The 19,184-nt window shown below is 43.6% G+C and carries 11 protein-coding genes and 1 pseudogene; 3 read left to right on the top strand and 9 right to left on the bottom strand.

Going from position 1 to position 19,184, the window contains the following annotated elements; all coding sequences use genetic code 11:
• Positions 1 to 230: 230 nt before the first annotated feature.
• Together ACRRU2_RS21015 and ACRRU2_RS21010 are read left to right on the top strand one after the other, a co-directional pair.
• Positions 231 to 1,631 carry a sulfatase-like hydrolase/transferase gene (locus ACRRU2_RS21015; protein WP_432504736.1) on the top strand — a complete coding sequence of 467 codons (1,401 nt, stop codon included), beginning with the start codon at positions 231 to 233 and terminating at the stop codon, positions 1,629 to 1,631.
• Between the two features lie 267 nt (positions 1,632 to 1,898).
• Positions 1,899 to 2,621 (top strand): annotated as a pseudogene (locus ACRRU2_RS21010) (prealbumin-like fold domain-containing protein); the annotation flags it as partial.
• A 101-nt stretch (positions 2,622 to 2,722) separates the two neighbouring features.
• On the opposite strand, the gene ACRRU2_RS21005 reads toward ACRRU2_RS21010, so the two are convergent.
• A complete protein-coding gene (locus ACRRU2_RS21005) occupies positions 2,723 to 4,024 on the bottom strand; it encodes a hypothetical protein (protein ID WP_432504746.1) in 1,302 nt (433 codons plus the stop codon).
• A 67-nt stretch (positions 4,025 to 4,091) separates the two neighbouring features.
• Here ACRRU2_RS21005 and ACRRU2_RS21000 point away from each other — a divergent pair, with 67 nt between their 5' ends.
• Complete coding sequence (locus tag ACRRU2_RS21000) at positions 4,092 to 4,298, top strand: LPXTG cell wall anchor domain-containing protein (RefSeq protein ID WP_432504744.1); 207 nt, start codon at positions 4,092 to 4,094, stop codon at positions 4,296 to 4,298.
• A 393-nt stretch (positions 4,299 to 4,691) separates the two neighbouring features.
• Here ACRRU2_RS21000 and ACRRU2_RS20995 read toward each other — a convergent pair whose 3' ends face one another.
• The 8 genes from ACRRU2_RS20995 to ACRRU2_RS20960 form a co-directional block, all read right to left on the bottom strand.
• Positions 4,692 to 5,423: a response regulator transcription factor gene (locus ACRRU2_RS20995; protein WP_331697713.1), complete on the bottom strand. Its 732-nt coding sequence runs from the start codon at positions 5,421 to 5,423 to the stop codon at positions 4,692 to 4,694.
• The gene (locus ACRRU2_RS20990; RefSeq protein ID WP_331697714.1) at positions 5,404 to 6,597 is read right to left on the bottom strand and encodes a sensor histidine kinase; all 1,194 of its coding nucleotides are present in this window, start codon (positions 6,595 to 6,597) and stop codon (positions 5,404 to 5,406) included. The genes ACRRU2_RS20995 and ACRRU2_RS20990 overlap by 20 nt, the downstream gene beginning before the upstream one ends.
• A 72-nt stretch (positions 6,598 to 6,669) precedes the next feature.
• Complete coding sequence (locus ACRRU2_RS20985) at positions 6,670 to 9,369, bottom strand: stalk domain-containing protein (protein ID WP_432504733.1); 2,700 nt, start codon at positions 9,367 to 9,369, stop codon at positions 6,670 to 6,672.
• A 263-nt stretch (positions 9,370 to 9,632) separates the two neighbouring features.
• The gene (locus ACRRU2_RS20980) at positions 9,633 to 14,039 is read right to left on the bottom strand and encodes an Ig-like domain-containing protein (protein ID WP_432504731.1); all 4,407 of its coding nucleotides are present in this window, start codon (positions 14,037 to 14,039) and stop codon (positions 9,633 to 9,635) included.
• A gap of 203 nt (positions 14,040 to 14,242) precedes the next feature.
• Complete coding sequence (gene metK / locus ACRRU2_RS20975; protein ID WP_331697719.1) at positions 14,243 to 15,445, bottom strand: methionine adenosyltransferase; 1,203 nt, start codon at positions 15,443 to 15,445, stop codon at positions 14,243 to 14,245.
• Between the two features lie 214 nt (positions 15,446 to 15,659).
• The gene (locus tag ACRRU2_RS20970; protein WP_432504728.1) at positions 15,660 to 15,929 is read right to left on the bottom strand and encodes a small, acid-soluble spore protein, alpha/beta type; all 270 of its coding nucleotides are present in this window, start codon (positions 15,927 to 15,929) and stop codon (positions 15,660 to 15,662) included.
• Positions 15,930 to 16,077: 148 nt separating this feature from the next.
• A complete protein-coding gene (locus ACRRU2_RS20965) occupies positions 16,078 to 16,578 on the bottom strand; it encodes a hypothetical protein (RefSeq protein ID WP_432504742.1) in 501 nt (166 codons plus the stop codon).
• Positions 16,579 to 16,653: 75 nt separating this feature from the next.
• A complete protein-coding gene (locus ACRRU2_RS20960) occupies positions 16,654 to 19,137 on the bottom strand; it encodes a hypothetical protein (RefSeq protein WP_432504726.1) in 2,484 nt (827 codons plus the stop codon).
• Positions 19,138 to 19,184: the final 47 nt, after the last annotated feature.

Genomic DNA, 19,184 nt, shown 5'->3' with positions numbered 1-19,184 from the left:
CGCTTTCCACCACCAACTACGGTTTGCCTTTGACGAGCGTATTTAAAGATAAGATATAAGAACAAGTGTATAAAAATTTTTATCTTCAACAATAAACGACTTCCGCCGTCCTTGGGACGTTACCGATGAAATATAAGAACAGGTATAAGGCGAAACCTATAATTTCCTATATATCAATCAAACAAGTCTCCCGTCCTTATACAAGGACGCACTACTTAGGGGTGAGATAGATGAACCAGCTTGGCAGCAAACGTCCTAATATCGTATTTATATTGTCAGATGATCAAGGTGCCTGGGCCATGGGCTGTGCTGGCAATAAGGAGATCATAACGCCTAATCTAGACCAGCTAGCGGCAACCGGCATGCGCTGCGACAACTTTTTCTGCGTATCGCCTGTTTGCTCCCCAGCAAGAGCCTCTCTAATGACAGGACGTATTCCGTCCCAGCATGGCGTGCATGACTGGATTAAGGAACCGGAAGGCGAAAGGAATACAATTCGATATTTGGAGCAAGAAACTACATACGCGGCTCTTCTTGCTGAGCAAGGCTATATATGCGGTCTGAGCGGCAAATGGCATATCGACGATAACGCGATTCCTGCTGACGGCTTTACTCATTGGTTTGCGCATCAAAGCGGCGGCGGTCCTTATTACGGAGCACCTATGATCCGTGATGGCCAATTGTATCGGGAAGAACGCTATATAACTGATGTAATTACAGATGATGCCCTGGCCTTTTTAGATCGTTACGGTCCTAATGCAGACCAACAGCCCTTCTATATTAGTGTGCATTATACGGCGCCCCATAGTCCCTGGGTGAATAATCATCCAGAACGCTTTACAGCAATGTATCAGGATTGCAGCTTCGAGAGCTGTCCGCAGGAGGAGGAACACCCGTGGAAAATACCTAATCCTCCATGGGGCGATGATGTACGCGCTAATTTGCAGGGCTATTACGCCTCTATTACTGCGATGGATGAGCAGATTGGCAGATTGCTGAATAAGCTGGAGCAGCTTGGCATACGTGACAACACCCTTGTCTGCTTTATGAGCGATAACGGCTTTAGCTGCGGACAGCATGGGTTTTGGGGAAAAGGAAATGGCACCTATCCACAAAATATGTATGATTCGTCGGTTAAAGTTCCAGCTATATTCAGCCTGCCAGGAGTCATTAAAGCTAATGAGGTTACCGATGTTATGCTTAGCGGATATGATGTCATGCCTACTCTGCTGGAATGCGCATCGGTTGAACGCTCCGAAGTAAAAGGAATGCCCGGAAAAAGCTTTTATAAGCTTCTAAAAGGGGAAGGAATGCCCGAGAGAGAGCATATCGTCATTTTTGATGAGTATGGCCCTGTACGCATGGTGCGCAGTAAAGAATGGAAGTACGTCCACCGTTATCCTTATGGTCCGCATGAATTATATCATCTGACCGTTGATCCGCAGGAAAGAGTTAATTTGGATAAGGATGAAAAGTATAGGGATATCAAGCTGCAAATGAGAAACAGTTTGGAGCAATGGTTTTATACGTATGTTGACCCTGCTGTAGATGGCGTGCGAGAGCCTGTAACAGGAGCTGGACAAATTGGTTTGGCAGGACTAAAAAGCAAGGGTAATCAGGCGTTTGATTAATAAAGCTTTTCATCTCTTTATTTGATGCATAACGGCGATCCTAAGAGATCGCCTTTTTTTGCTGAATACTTAAAGATTAATGATGAAGCTTACCGACAAAATGCCATCCAAGCAACCAATACTTATCAATTTCATACCCTTGTTGTAAAAATTGTCTTTGCTATCATTTTTTATAACTCACACAAATATACATAATATGGTGGAAATTTTGATAAAGGAGGATATTTCGGCAGGCCTTAAGCTAATTAATTAAAGGAGAGAAGTGAGATGAAGCGTTTCAGCAAACATTGGGCTTTCTTACTTGTTCTAGCTCTGTTCATGTCAATGACATTAGGCCCAGCACATTTTGCAATTGCAGGCAAGGGCGGCGGAGGTTCGCCAAACCCGCCTGCGAGCTGTACACAATATTCAAAAAGTAAAAGCGATGTAAAGCAGCAAGGCTCCAAGCCTTATATAAAGGTGAATGGAGACGGGACTGCCACAGCCTATTTTACCACCACGAAAGACTGCGTTGAAGTTACCTTTTCATCGTTTGAATATTACAGCTCCAGCAGCCAAAGCCCTTTCGAGCATAAGACTATAAAAGTAGATAAAAAAGGGAACTATGAATTAACGATTCAAATGCCATCCTGCATAGACACTAAGCTGGTTTTGTATACAGGACCGTCTCAGGACAACCTGTACAGTATTATTAATAACAGCAAAATTGCAATAAATTATCAGTTTGAAAGAACATCCGGCTGCGGCAATATATTAATAGAAAAATATTTGTATGAAAAAAGAGGCGCTCCACACGCTGATGTCACCTTCGAGCTAACGAAAAATAATAATTTCGTAGTTAGCGGCCAAACGAATAGCAATGGAAAATTGACCTTCAACAATTTGGCTCCTGGCAGCTACAATCTAAAAGAGCTCACCTCGACAGGCTTCACGACTACACTAAATAGCTCCACGCAAATCAACGTAAAAGCAAACAAAACGGAAACCATTGCAGTGATCAATACACCGATTATTACAGCCGAAGCAGTTTGTGATGAGCAAGGCAATAAGATATGGGTAATTACTAATCATAGTAATGTAGCAGTTAAGGTTCAATGGAAATTGAATGGAACCGGAAATAGTGAATGGACTACTACAACCATCCAAGGAAATTCGGTATACACCATGCCTTCACTAAATCCAAATGGTACTGAGCATATGCAGGTACATTGGGGGAAGAGCTCATCCATTAATGTGAAGAGCAAAGACAAATGCCCTGCTCCGACACCTACTCCGACGCCAACGCCTACGCCAATATGTACATGTATACCACCTACACCTACACCAACACCTACGCCGACACCTACACCTACGCCGACACCAACACCTACGCCGACACCTACACCTACACCTACACCGACATCTACACCGACGCCGACACCAACACCTACACCTACACCGACGCCGACACCTACACCTACACCTACGCCGACACCTACACCTACGCCGACACCTACACCGACGCCGACACCTACACCAACGCCGACACCTACACCGACGCCGACACCTACACCAACGCCGACACCTACACCTACACCTACACCTACACCTACACCGACACCTACACCTACACCAACGCCGACACCTACACCGACGCCGACACCTACGCCAACACCGACACCTACACCTACACCGACGCCGACACCTACACCGACGCCGACACCTACACCTACACCAACGCCGACACCTACACCAACGCCGACACCTACACCTACACCTACACCTACACCTACACCTACACCTACACCTACGCCTACACCTACACCGACACCTACACCGACGCCGACACCTACACCAACACCTACACCTACACCTACACCTACGCCTACACCTACACCTACACCTACACCTACACCTACACCGACGCCGACACCTACACCGACGCCAACACCGACACCTACGCCGACGCCTACACCTACACCGACACCGACACCTACACCGACACCGACACCGACACCTACACCTACGCCGACACCTACACCTACGCCAACACCTACACCTACGCCGACGCCAACACCGACACCTACGCCGACGCCTACACCTACACCGACACCGACACCTACACCGACGCCTACACCTACACCTACGCCAACACCTACACCGACGCCAACACCGACGCCGACACCGACGCCGACGCCAACACCGACACCGACGCCGACACCTACACCTACACCGACGCCGACACCTACGCCAACACCAGACCCTACACCTTCACCGACACCAGACCCGACGCCAGATCCGACACCAAGCCCGACTCCAACTAACACACCTAGTCCGACTAATACGCCAAGCCCAACCAATACACCTAGTCCAACTAGTACGCCTAGTCCGACCAGCACACCTGGTCCAACCATTACACCTAGTCCGACTGAGGTGATCGAAATTATCGATGAAGAGGAGGTACCAGCCGGCACAGATGATGTGGAATATGAAGAACATGAAGAAGAAACAAGCGGATCAGGAAATAACAACGGAGGAACAGGGGGAGAAATTGTGAATGAGGAGGAAGTTCCTCTAGAAAAACTTCCAAAAACCGGTGATACTTCCGCGTTGCCATACTACTTCATTGGCTCATTCGTAACATTGGCGGGCATCGTAACCCTTTTTGCACGCAGAAAATCCCTGTAATTTAACCAAGTTCTAAGAGATACCCTGCGCATCCTTGCTAAGGATGCGCAGCTTCTTGATGACATATAAGAACATGTAGCGAATTTGGTTCTTCGGATGCGGCTGCGACGGACACGCTGCATGCTGATTGTTGCGGTCATAAACGACCGTTAGGACCCTGTTTTTCAATTTTTTGAATTATAACGGTCAAAAAGGTCCCTTATAGTTTAATTTACTCCGTTCATTGCTTGTTTTTATCGTTTAACGGTCACCCTTGTCTGTTACAAATTTTTTTACACCATTTTCGTCGGCTAAGGGACATTTATGTCCGGTGTGATTATAAACTAAAAAGAGCAACTCCCAAAATATTAGAATGTAGAAAATTCTAATATTCAAGAATTGCTCTTTCTTTTGCTAGTTCAAGGTAACCCAGCCGTATTTGATGGAGTTGATAACCGCTTGCGTACGGTCGTCTACCTCCATTTTTTGAAGGATACTGCTGACGTGGTTTTTAACTGTTTTCTCACTAATGAACAGATGGTCGCCAATCATACGATTACTCTTGCCTTCTGCCATCAGCCTCAGCACTTCAGCTTCACGGCGGGTTAGCGGGCTTTCCTCGCTATCAATATATTTCACGCCATTTTCACGAGCTGCTGCTGCTCCTCCAGCGACACCCATCTCGTCCAAGTATGTCATGCGGCGCAGCTGATTAATCAGCTTGCCAGTTACCTTTGGATGAATAAAGGAGTGCCCCTGCGATACTGAACGAATTGCATTAATAAGCGATTCCGCTTCCATATCTTTAAGCAAATAACCGGTTGCTCCTTTACGCAGAGCTTCGAACACATAGCTTTCATCATCATGTATCGATAATATAATAACCTTCACTTCGGGAAACATCGTTTTAAGACGCTCGGTTGCAGCTACCCCTGTCTCGACAGGCATATTAATATCCATTAATACAATTTCAGGCTGGATTTGATTGCAGAACTCCATCACTTGAATGCCATCGCCGCACTCGCCGATGACCTCCAAATCATCCTCCATATTCAAAATACGTTTTAGCCCTTCGCGAAACAATTGATGATCGTCGGCTAAGAGGATTTTAATTTTTTCTTTCTTGCTATCTGGATTCAAGCTCATTCATTTCATTCTCCTTTCCACCATCTGTAGTAGTTGGAATATCTATAGTAATTGTCGTACCTTCTCCCCGTATTGAATCAATATTTAGCTTTCCGTTTACCAGTTCCACACGCTCTCGCATCCCGATAATTCCAAAATGAGAATTTTGCGAGGATGCCGATATTTTGTCGAGCTTGTTAATAGAAAAGCCAACTCCATTATCTTGAATCATAAGCGTGATAAGTCCTGGCTTGAACGTAATTTCCAATACTACAAAAGTTGCGCTGGCATGCTTCAGTACATTAGAGAACGCTTCCTGCACCAGACGGAAAATAGCAGCCTCCATAGCCGAAGGCAATCTAATTTCTTTACCGACTAATTCGTATTTTGTATGGATTTTAGACTTTTCTTCAAAGTCTTGAGTAAATTTGCGCAAAGCAGGCACAAGTCCCAAATCATCCAGCGCCATTGGCCGCAAATTAAATATGATTTTGCGAATTTCCTCCAAGCCGGAGCGGACCTGCCCTTTTAAATCCATCAGCTCATGATGGACAAGCTCAAATTGCTCCCTAACGAGCATGCGCTCGGCAATCTCTGTACGAAGTACAATATTGGCAAGCGATTGGGCTGGACCATCATGAATTTCCCTTGCGATTCGTTTGCGCTCTTCTTCCTGAGCCAAAATAATTTTTAAACCTAGCAGCTGCCTAGTCTTGGCTGATTCAATAATTCTTGTAACCTGATTCAAATCTCCTGACAAATACTCAAGCACGACATTCATTTGCGAAGCGATCATTTCGGCGCGCTCAATCGATTGCTCGACATTGCGCGCACGCTTTTGCAAATCATCGCGGCGAGCCTTTAAATAGTGCTCTTTCTCACGAAAAATAGCAAGCTCTGTCTGAATTAAGGTCGCCTTTTCATAAGCTGTTTTTATATCAGCCTCAGTATAGCGCACAAAATCTCGGCTCACCTCTGTCAGGCGGATTCGGGCATGCCGATAAGACATTTCAAGCTGGTCTACCTTGTCAATAATGGTGACCGTTTCTTGAAGCACCTGCTCCAGCTCTTGCTCTAAGGACTCAAGCTCCTTGCGGGCGGATTCGCAAATTTCATATATTTGATACTTGCTGTCTTCCATTACCTTTATAGCATTCGAGATGACTCGGTCTAAATCAAAAGTAAGGTGGTCCAATTGATCGGCACCCCTTTATGAATAACGTTTTCCATTTCTATAATAACACAAGCCTATACAGCTGAGTCTATGCTATTCAATGGTAATTTTTTTGTTTGTAGGCTCATATTCCACTTTGAATCCCAGCTGCTCAGAAAATAGTCTGATCGGAATCAAGGTGCGCCCGTTTTGTGTAAATGGGGCAACCTCTGACTGATAACGCACGCCGTTAAGCGTATATTCCTTCTGGCCTATATTCATCTCGAGCATTTGCTTTCCTCGCAAAACCGTCACTCTTCTTGTCTTATGCTCATACACAATTTCTGAGCCCATCGCTTCGGATACGAAACGTACGGGAACATAAGTCGTGCCTTTCTGCAATAGCGGTGCTGTTTCCAGCTTTAGTGACTTGCCATTGACCTTAGCTGTGGAATTGCCAACCTGCATCTCGATTTTAGCATTTTGCGGATTAGCCACTTCAGCCGTTGTCAGCACGCGGATATTGTCTATGGCGACCGCGCCGGCTGCTGCTTTGTTAGAGCCCGCCTCATCTAGCTGTACGACATATACACGTTTAAGCTTTACTGGATATTTCATTCCGCTTGGCAAATTCATTCTGACATTTTTCCAGCCGCTCCAGTTAAGCTCCTTGGCAATGTCCACATAATTTATTTTGCCATCTGCATCTACAATTTCGGCACGCATCCAGTTGCGGCTATTATCGCTGTATACATCCATCGTCATAGCGCCTGGTGTACCTGGCAACGTAATACCGCCGCTTTTTCCAAATACAGCATAGGAAGCTTTCGTGCCTGTACTGTTTGTAAAGTCATAAGAAATTTGCAAAGCTCTGCCTGATTTCTGCTCAGGAAGATCGGTAACAAGTTTTACTGACCCTTTAGTTGTATCGGCAGGAGCGACCTGTGATGTAATAGCATATCGAGAAACTTCGAAATCTTCCAGCATATCTGCACTCTCGCTCTTCGCCAATGGAATCATGGCGCCATAGCCATCATATCTGGCAATCGCATAGCCGATTTGCGTGTTTGGCTCGATAGAATGTACAGTTACTTGCCCATCCTTGTAAGAACCTTCAAATCCGACAAACTCCCATTCCAAAGCGCTGGTGTTCAAGGTGTAGCTCTTGCCGTTTTTCAAAGTTACTGATACTGGTGCATTAAATGTCGCGCCTGGCACTAACAACGCCGAACCGGCGTTTATTTTCATGGACTTGATTTGGTCGGATCCGACAACGTCCACTTTATATTTTACTGAAACGTCTCCAGCAGTTGCAATAATATGGGTTTGACCAATTTTGGTTGCTGTAAATTCATTGCCGTTCAACGTACCAATAGCCTTTTCGGAAGACCATACGACATCAACCTGATCCATAGCAACAGGATTGTAGTAAGTATCATAACCGCTGACATTAAACTTTGCGTTTTGACCTACTAGCATCATATTATCACCGCTGACCAGCATCGCCTTCAACTTGCCTTGCGGCGCCAGACTGAATACGCCAATGCCGTTAGCAACGCTGCGCATGGAATTCTCCTGCGTTGGATGAGAAAGTTGAACGTTAAAGCTGCCGAGTGGGCGATCAATCATTGTGGTTGAACCTCCGCCATCGAGGTTAATACCTTTATAGACGCCGAGCTCAACCATCGCCTGCTGCAGCTCCTTCAGGCTCAAACCCGTATTTCCGTTTTTGCGCTCACTAGTAATCATATACACCTTAGTTCCGTCTTTGGAATATCCAATAGCAGAACGGGAAGTATATGAAGAGCCGCTAACACCTGATATGTCGCGCGAAAACGCCGATGGCGCGCCTTGATCAACTAGCAGCGTATGACCGCCCATAAGCATCTCAAAGCTGGACGGATCGACCGCCTTGCCTGTTGTATTGGATTTTAAAGCATACTCAGACGTAATCGCCTGACCAATCTTCAAATTGTCGCGAACAAATTTTGCAGCTTTTCCGCTTGTGCGCAAAATGTATCCATTCTCAGGAATAGCATCTGCAAGCGGAGTTTCATACGAGATTTTTTCGATAATGCCGTCAATGACCAGCACCTCTGTCGGCTTGGTTGCAGAATTGCTCGGACGCTGAGCTCCTCCCCAAGCACTCGTATACATATACATCACATCAACATGACTATATGTAATGCCTTCTACCTCCGGGTAGTAAGCAGATTGATTCACACCTTCCAGCGGAAACGTAAATCCGGTATCGGTTGTTACCATGCCTTCAAAGGTATATGAATCTATAACGGGCTTGCGATCCTTCGTAATCGCAATAGCGTACATCCCTTTTTGCCTGGATGGGCTGGACAGCAGCATGCCGCTTGTAACTTGCGCTCCTAACGGCGCCCCATCATTAGCCATTACGAAAATATCTCCGTTAATACCGGCCACTGCCTTATTTTCTTTGACCATATTCATTATGTTATTTTTTTGTGCGATGCTGTTCCCTTTTCCACTCATTGCATTTAATGCAACGTTGGGGTTGGATAAATCTACTTCGATCACATGAACAGCTGTTTGAACATTGGCGCTGCCTCTTTTTGTCGTAAACGTATAATCTATCCGTTTGGCACCTGACGTAATTATCGACTGCTGCACCTGCTTTAATGAGCTGGCTGCCGCCGCTTGCTCTATGCTTAAAACATTCCATTGCCTCGGCAATAATTCTCCTGCAGTCTGGGTTAATAATAATGCCCCTAAAGTAATAACGATAACTCTTTTTCCAGTTCTGGCAATCCGACGGCCTACCAAGTGAAACTCTTTTTGCATAGCTTCTGCAACTCTCCTATCTCTACTTATCTTCTATTATAGACTACATAAGTAGTAGAAAAGTTCCGTTTTATAGCAAACAAGCTAGCAAAATTTTGGCAGTTTCATATTTTAGCTACCTTTTTACTATGATATAGGTGCTGAGAAGCTTGCAAAAAAGCCGCCAAATATAGCTTTCATACTATACCTGACGACTTTTCGCAATTTGCGCTAGCAATCATTAAAAATTTTTAACGATAGGATGTCTTCGTCATCATGCTCTTTTATGGAGTTAAAAATTCTGCTTTTTCCAGCAAACGGCGGATCATGACTGTGCCTTCTGCACGAGTCGCATTCGTCTGCGGGCTAAGCGTCGTTTTTGTTTTGCCGTTAATAATGCCTAAATAAATCGCATTGGCCATATCTGTTTTGGCATAGGCACTGATTTTGCTGCGATCGGAATAGACAGACAAATACGTATCTACAGATTGCGGGAGCTTATCTGTTATGCCTGCCACCTTAGCAGCCCGCATCATCATGGCCGCCATTTCCTCGCGCTTGATCGGATCATTCGGTTTGAAGGTTGTTGTCGTCTTGCCGTTAACGATGCCTGCTTTGGCAGCAGCTCCGATATAAGCGCCCATTACCGTATTGGCATTGACATCCTTAAACTTGGCGGCTGCTGTACGATCTCCTTCAAGTCCTAAGCCCTTGGCAACATAAGTTGCAAACTCACCGCGCGTTATTTGCTTTTGCGGCTCGAATTTTGTTGCACTGTAGCCTTCAACAATAAATTTGCGTGACATCATAAGTACGTCTTCAGCAGACCAGTGTTTGGCGATATCTGTAAAGGTAGCTGTATTGCGCACTAGCGCATAAGCGCTGTTTCCTTGGCGTTTGAAGACAGCGATTGTCCTATTGCCATCTTGCTTGAACAAAGTCGGAACATACGTAAGCAGCCCTGTTACAGGATCTACCCATACGGCAGCAGTCTGACTATAGTTAACAGACGATGAAGTGCTTATCGTTCTTGTCACATAGCTTCCAAAGCTTGTAATCTCCTTGCGGCTGCTTCCATTCATCACTGCAACCTCATAGTATACCGGACCTGCAATCATCGTTGCTTTTGAATTGCTTATTGCTCTAGTCAGATCAGACGTAAACGTAGATGTTCCTTCGTCAATCGAAATCACCACTTCATTAGAAATGCCGCTTCCATTGTTGTAGCGCGACAACTCTGCGAAATTCAACCCTTTCAACGGCAATTCATAACTAGCATCGCCATGTTGGACAATCCAAGTCACATTGCCGCTAATTTTTTGCGACATTTCCAATGCAATAACCGGAATCGACACGACCCCTGCCCTCTCGGTCGAAGGTACTCGGAAAACAATTCGCGGATTGCTTATTCCCGCATTGTGTGAAGTCGTAACCGCTGTAATGAAGTTTTCATTGTTTATTTTATACTTGCTTGCACTCGTTCCAGCTGGCGATACCGAAGAGCTTGTTGTAGCGGTTGATGTTTTCAGCAAAATCGCATTCGTCTCTACAACCTCATAATCACCTGTAAGCGTGTCGATCAACGTCGTTTGGTTTACTACATTGACATTATTGAAGCTGCTTACCAAAACGCCGTTCGCTGTCTTCAAACCGTTATCCGACTGAGTATAGTAGACCACGACTCGCTCCCCTACTTGAGCCGGCGAGGTTAGCGTTAATATGATAGAATTGCCGCTGATATTAACGTTATTTACCAATCTAACTGAATCATTGACACGAACCATGAACATGCTCGTTGGTAAGGAATTGTTATACTGCAGCGGTTCAGTAAAGCTTAACGTAACGATAGAACCTTTAATTATTGCGCTTTGCATAGAAGCAGGCAAACCGCTTCCGCCCGAGCTGCCTTGGTTAGCCAAAATATTACTGAAGGAAGGGGCGAAATAACCGTAATAATCATTTACGAAACTGGTTGATCCAACATAAGTCACTGATACCGTTTGATTCGCTTGAATGCCGGACGTAAGCGTCAAATATACAGAGTCGCCTGATATGCTGACCGATTGAATCGATCTTGCTGCACTATTGACCAGTACACTATATTGCGATGCAGTTGGTACCGTGTTCGGATTTAATGTTTTGTTATATTTAAGAATGACTGACGTGCCAGATGCTGTAATATACTGCAATGCTGGAGGATACTGATAATTACCTCCTGTTGATGACTGCGAGATAGTATAACTGCTGATGGAACCCACTCTAAGACCATTTTGACCAGTAAGCGGGTAGCTGCCCGGTGTGTAGGATACTCGAACCGTGCTGCCGCTTGCAATTGAAGTGTTAATGTAAAGAATGACTGAGCTGCCGCTGACCGAAAGGGATGATGGTACGTAGCTCGTGCCATTTACATAAACGGTAAACTGGGAACTTGCATAGCTGTTAACACTCGACAATGGCTGGTTAAAATTAAGGATAACCGTATTACCGGATGCACTGCCGCTAGATAACGCGGGTGCAGAGCTGCTCAAGCCATTTTTGACCTCTAAATTATCAAAGCTCAGAGCGAAATTACCGGACAAATCCTGAACAGGGTTGGTCGCCGGCCTTGTATAAGACACCTTCACTTGATGATTGCTGCCAATTGTACCGGATATCGTTAACGTTACCATGTTTCCTGCTGTGTCAACCTTCGTCACCTGGCGGTCAATGCCAGCTACCTTTACAGCATAGCTCGCAGGGGAGGTTTTGATTTTGGCATTCAACGGCTCGTTATAAATTAAGCGAATGATCGATCCGCTCGCTTCACTTGAAGATATAGCTGGCGGAGTTGTATCTCCTCCGACCGTTTTGAAGGTCCAACGATTCGTATTGTCGATGCCCACAAAATAATTGTCGACTAAATCAGATATTGCATCATCCGCGATAGTAATATAATAATCTCTGTTAGCTGTTAAATTAACACTAGGCTTAAACGTAATTGCTTTGCTGTCCTTAGAATCGACCATAATGTCAGAGGCCGAAATCGGGGTAACAGAACCATCCTTCTGATTAAACCAAATTCTAGGGATCGAGGATACTTTAACAGGCTTGTTAAATATCGCCGTAAAGGTTTCATCGACGGCTACAGGATTAGCACCATCCTCTGGCGTCATGCCAACCAGATAAGGGCCTTCAGTAACTGTTGTAACGCTAAAGCGCCATTCTGTCGTATTCGTAATTCCTCTGAAAGCATTACCCGCCGCATCTCGAATCGCTGTATTGGAAATTTTCACATAGTATTGGGTATTGTTCAAATAAGGAGCTGAAGCCTCGCCTGAGATTGCCCCTGTTACATTAACCGTAATCGTATTCGTTCCCCAGCCTGAAATACGCGATGAGGTAGCCGGAATTTCACGCAGCAGCTTATCGCCAGTTACTTGACGCACCTCTAGTTTGCCATTCCAATCGCCAGGAAATACAGGCTCATTAAAAGTAATAACAAGCGGCGTATTTACCCCTGCCCCACTGCCTGTAGGCGTTCTTTGCGAGATGGTTGGAGGGTTATTATCATCAGGTGCTGTGGTGAATCTCCAATCCATCGTAGATGTAATCCCCGAGAATATGCGATCGCTGGAAGCTCCTCTTTCGCTAAATGCCCCAGGCTCTACAACGATGTAATAGCTGACATTTGCCGTTAATCTACTACTCGGTCTGATGGTTACTTCATTATTTACGATTGTAACCTGTGAGCTGTTTGCTGGAATACTCAAACGAGTGCCTGTACTCACCGGAATAATATCAATATTTTTATTCGGCTGCGCCACGACATTTTTATCAAATCTCATTACAAAGGATGTATTGCTTGGTACTTGAAAAGCATTGTTGCTTGGAAATAATGCATCTGTTGCCTGCAAATTAACCGGCGATGCTTCCGTTTTAAAATTCCATGTGCGATAATCCGATAAATTACCGTTACCATCTCTAAAAAGAGCAGCCGGAAGTTTAACTGTATATTGCGTATTAGGACGTAGTGCATCCTTTGGCGTTATTATGATTCTTGAGGAACCACTTCCAATAACCTCTGTTGAAGTAATGGAAATTTTGCGGACATCACCCGCGCCTTCAAGCTCAATTTCACCGCCGTTGCTGTAAACCGTTTTGTCAAAATCAACAATGAGGCTGGTCATAACGGGCACATTCGCAGATTGATGCACAGGTGAGACACCCGTAATGACTGGTCTTGCTGTATCGTCGGAGTCAGATGTTGTAAAGCGCCATTGTGCAGGCTGGCCAATTCCGATAAAGGGACTGCCATTGCTTATATTTTGAAAAGCGCCTGCTTCTATTTGCACGTAGTATGTAGTATTTAAATCGAGCTGGACAGTACGATAAAAAGTAACTTCCTTGCCATCGGAAGATATACGTACACTGCTGGCATTAATCGTATTTACAATGCTGTTATTGCTATCCAAATGTATCGTAATTTTCGCATTGCTTTGGCCAATTCTTACGGGCTCATCAAATAAAATCGTCATAGGCGATGATGTTTTGCGACTCACATTCGTCGATCCGTTAGCGGGAAATTGACTCATAACGACAGGGCCGCTGCTGGCAGCGCTCGCCGTTTCCTGCCTTCCGCCCCAGCCTGTCATGATGAAGGACAATACCATCATAACCGCCACGAACAGCGACAGCTTGTTCTTCCATTTCATAAATACACACTCCTCGTAAAAATACACTCGTACTTTTTATTTCGGTTATTTAGACGCAAAAGTGTAGTCTTCTTATCAATCCGTTTCTAATGTTCGTTATAATCGTATACAAAAAAACGCCACCTCCTTCATCAACATGCATGGATAAAGGAAGTGACGCTATTCAAGTATGAAAGGTTGCTATTTGTGGTAAGGTCTAAGGATTAAAGGCCAGCTTGCTGTTGAAGCACTTCTACCTTATCCAAACGCTCCCACGGCAAATCAATATCAGTACGGCCAAAATGACCATATGCAGCTGTTTTCGCATAGATCGGACGACGAAGATCCAAGGACTTAATAATGCCCGCTGGACGCAAGTCGAAGTTATTGGTAATTAGCTCGACTAGCTTCTCATCTGTCACTTTTCCTGTTCCGTAAGTATCCACATTGATGGACACCGGCTTCGCAACACCGATAGCATAAGCTAACTGGATTTCGCATTTATCAGCAAGCCCAGCTGCAACGATGTTTTTAGCCACGTAGCGTGCCGCATAAGCCGCAGAACGGTCAACCTTAGTTGGATCCTTGCCGGAGAATGCGCCGCCGCCATGACGCGCGTAGCCGCCGTATGTGTCGACGATAATTTTGCGGCCTGTAAGACCAGCGTCACCTTGCGGTCCGCCGATTACAAAACGGCCTGTTGGATTAATAAAATATTTAGTTTCAGCATCAAGCCATTCTTCAGGAACAACTGGCTTAATAACATGCTCCATAATATCGCTTTGAATTTGCTCCAAAGTTACCTCTTCTGCATGCTGAGTGGAAACTACAATGGTGTCGACACGAACGGGACGGCCGTCTACATACTCAATTGTAACTTGTGTCTTGCCATCTGGACGCAAATAGCCAAGCGTGTCATCTTTACGCACTTCAGACAAACGGCGAGCAATGCGATGAGAAAGAGCGATTGGAAGCGGCATAAACTCAGGAGTCTCGTTTGTAGCGAAACCAAACATTAAACCTTGGTCGCCTGCCCCGATATCTTCATTCTCTTGCTTCATATCCTTGCCTTCACGCGACTCAAGAGCTGCGTTAACACCTTGAGCGATATCTGCCGATTGCTCGTTTAGAGAAGTCAAAACTGCGCAAGTGCTGGAATCAAAACCATATTTTGCGCGTGTATAGCCAATTTCCTTAATCGTGCGGCGAGCAATAGCTGAAATATCAATAAAATCAGCACGGCTGCTGATCTCGCCAATAACAAGCACAAGCCCTGTAGCAACAGATACTTCACAAGCTACGCGAGCATTAGGATCAGCTTCTAGAAATGCATCCAAAACCGCGTCTGAGATTTGGTCACAAATTTTGTCGGGATGACCTTCTGTAACTGATTCCGATGTAAACAAGTGGCGTCCTTTAACTGACATCCGTATCAACCTCCTACAACCTAAATAAAGATAATAGACAAGTCCAACGATCCTACAAAAAAAATTAACCTTTTCCATATAGGAAAAGGTTGTTAGACAACTCTTCTAAAACAGTATGATAACGAAAATGTAGCTTAGTGTCAATGAAATACATACTTTCCCGGTTAGAAAAATGCGGAAATTTGTATCTATATGCATGTATCCCTGAACTTGCTTATAAACGGAAACCCAATTGCTCAGCCTGCTGCACCAATCTGCGCGTCATTTCACCGCCGATTGAGCCAGTCTGTCTGGTTGTCATACTAGACCATTGCGGCACTTTTGGTGCGCCCGAAATAGCGCCTAGCTCTCCTGCAAACTCTGTATCCGCTGAGCCTGGTGCTGCTTCAGCTGGCATCAAGCCAAATTCCTGAGCGATTTCATACTTCATTTGATTTAGCGATGCGCGAGCTTCCGGAATAACAATCTTATTAGAACGAGCCATTAACAAACACCTCCGACGTATATTAAATTACACCAGTAGTGTGTGTCAATGGCTCCATTCTAAAGCGTATAATCTTCTGTCAAACCGACCAAATTATACATGTATAGATCGAAATTGGACATCTTTAAATTGATACTCTAAAGCTGCATTATTTAATTGTATAACTGCCTTTAACCATAATCGTAAGCGGCCGTTTCTCATCAGCGGCACCTTGAATACCTCTGCCTTCACGAGGGAACCATATTAGATGATTAGTCGGCACTTCTTTACCCTTCTTTATATCCACACCGCCAGTTAGATCTGATATGCCATTCGTATCCGAGCTGAACGCAATCGCCTTACCAACGCGTACAACCGCTTCCGTACCTGCATCAGCCATCAATGTCTTGCCAACCGGAAGCTCTACGATCTCGATTGCATCGCTAACCGCACTGCCGCCATTTGAGCCGCCTTGGTTGCCGCTTGAGGAGCCTCCGGCTGCCAGTTTAGCGATTTGCTCATCGACATAGCTCTTCGTGACCACCGGATCTTCTATCGTACCTGGCGTAATCGCATTGGAATTGGCCACCAACGGCTTTGCCATTATCATTCCGACTCCAACTCCAGCCGCGATAAGTACCGCCGCGCTCGTCACCTTTAAAGCTTTCATATTCACTTCTTACAACTCCTCCTGTCTAGTATCCTATTGAATAGGATACTAGATTTGAAGATGATAGGCTAGAGACTAATCAATCTGGAACCATTTTAGTTCTTTTGTAGCAACTAGTATTTTTGCATCCTCAAAAACATCGTAGATGTTAAGCACATAATTATCATAACCGTTAAGTTTAGTTTGAATTTCAGAATCTTCCATTACGAAACTAAAAGATCTATTAATAGCTTCTGCAAATTCCTTTTCTCCTTCTTTCGGTTTTCCAAGAGAAAATTGTTTTGTATATGTGGTTTTATCATTGCTTTGGTTTACAAATTCAAACATAATATTGTGATTTCCAGCAATATAGTCATATGACGCGTCTTTTGACAAGGTATAATCAAAGTTTAACTTCAAACCATTCACGGTATATAATCCACTTACATCAAGCATTGCTTGTACTCGATCTAAAGTTAAATCATACCCTGCAAACTTAATATTTTTAAAACCCTCTTGAACACTGGTATTATCACTATTAGTAAGTTGGTATTTTACTGGTTTAATGATAATTGAGTTCTTTTGAGCTTCGCTATCACTAGATTCAACTATATTTTGGCCGATGACAAACTCGAATCTAGATCCTTCAAAATCTTTTTTTACTTTTGCCCAAGCAGAAATTAACACCTTACCATCTGGGTCAATCTTTTGATTGATTTGAGTGAAGGACACAGGTATTACTAAACCTTTATCATCTTTCAAATAACCATTTAAATTTGTTGGGACCGAAGACCTTGCTTCCTTATTTTTCAGTTCGAATTCGGAATAAAAATAGTTTTCTTTTTCACCGTTATAAATCTGGGAGCGTATAAGCTTGGCTTCTGCCTTACGTCCAGTATTATCAATAATATATTCGAAATTTTTCGCGACTGATTGAATTTCACTTGTTGAGTTACCTGTGTACCTATAAATTACTTTCGAAGTGTCACTTCCAGAAATCTTCTCAGTTAATACGAATGTAATATTATCGATTTTCGAAGTATAAGGGATTTCCGAATATACTGCAAAATCATACGTTCCTTTTGGTGCTATCGATACTTGCTCATCTAGATTTAATTTTCTTGATTCTGCGTTAAGTTTTACTCCATTAATCATAAAGTATCCTTCAAGATTAGGTACACTCTTGCTAATTCCTGCAGAGTTAGTTATTTCAAAATCAGCAACTAAGAAGTCATCCCCCGTAGTAGCCATACGTTGAATACTGTTCAGTTTAATAGAGTAATCGCCATATTTAAACGAACTTCCTATGGCACCAGCTTGTTGGCTAGTCTTAAATAAATACGCTCCTAATACGTATCCTTCTGATTTCTCGGCCAGTCCGGCTCTCACTACAAGTTTAGCCTTACTAACGTCAATACTTGATGGAATTGAGCCAGAAATATTAACCACTTCTCTTAATTGGGGAAGCAACTTAGTTTTTTCTGAATCTGTTTTATTAACACTCAGTGGATACATAACTCCATTTTCAGTTTGCAGAGAAAATAATAAATTTGGATAATCTACTGCAACTTTCCCTACATTCCTAACCGCATAACTAAATGAAATTTTACTTTCATTTCCTTCACGTTCAATACTTGCAGCATCCAAAAAGGTATTGATTTTTTCTCCAGCCATATAAACCACTTTTGTTTTAGAGGCTTGAGTTAGAGTAGTATCCTTAATCGCAGGAATCTTAAACGAGGCTGTTGGCAAAAACAACCCAGATGAAGGTTCTTTAATCGCAGATACTAAATTTACAGACTTTCCAACAAGCGATTTCGGAATCGTTACATAAAAAGTAAAAAGCTTTTGTTGTTTGGCTTGTAGAACTTGACCTGTAAATTGAGTCATATCGATTGGATAGACCGAATTAGTATCTGTTTGAAGAAATAAACTCAAATTACTTAAATCTGCAACATTGTTCCCTTTATTGTCCATCTTATAATTAATTTGAAGATATGCATTATTACTATCTTGAGTCAGTGAATATTGCACTGCCGATGTAGACAGATTCACATTACCAAAACGAATATTAGCATTACTAGAATCAGCAGTTGGTTCTTTAGAGTAAGAGATTGTCCCCAGTTTTCTCTCATAACTAGCAACACTAAAATCCCATTGAATGATCTCAAATTTAAAATCAGATAACTTAGCTTTCTCATCAACGAATGAATAATATGTAATGATTTTACTTGTTTTCGGTGCAACTGCTTTAATATTTTTATCCTGTTCAGATATTTTAGTTGAGAAAGACTTATTCGAGTTAGAGCTTAACCGTACCCAAAAGTCAGATAAGGATAGTTCTTTGTTTCCGTTATTCGTTATTACAAACGAGTAGGCTATGACTCTACCTTGATCTTGCGTTAATAGCTGGGCATTTTGTAAAGAAATTGTGCTAGAACTATTAAGATTAATTACTTGTTTACTAACGCTAATACTATTTGCGTGTACAATACTCTGTCCTTGTAATATTATTCCTGGCTGAAGTAATAAAGCACTTGTCGCTACTACAATTCCCGCTTTCACTAATTTAGATTTCATTTCCATCCTCCTATTACATAACTACTATTATAGACGTACACTAGGCA

The organism is Paenibacillus sp. GXUN7292, assembly GCF_050864975.1.
Taxonomy (GTDB): domain Bacteria; phylum Bacillota; class Bacilli; order Paenibacillales; family Paenibacillaceae; genus Pristimantibacillus.
Note: the sequence above shows the minus strand (reverse complement) of the source record. Positions and strands in the feature narration are given on the sequence as shown.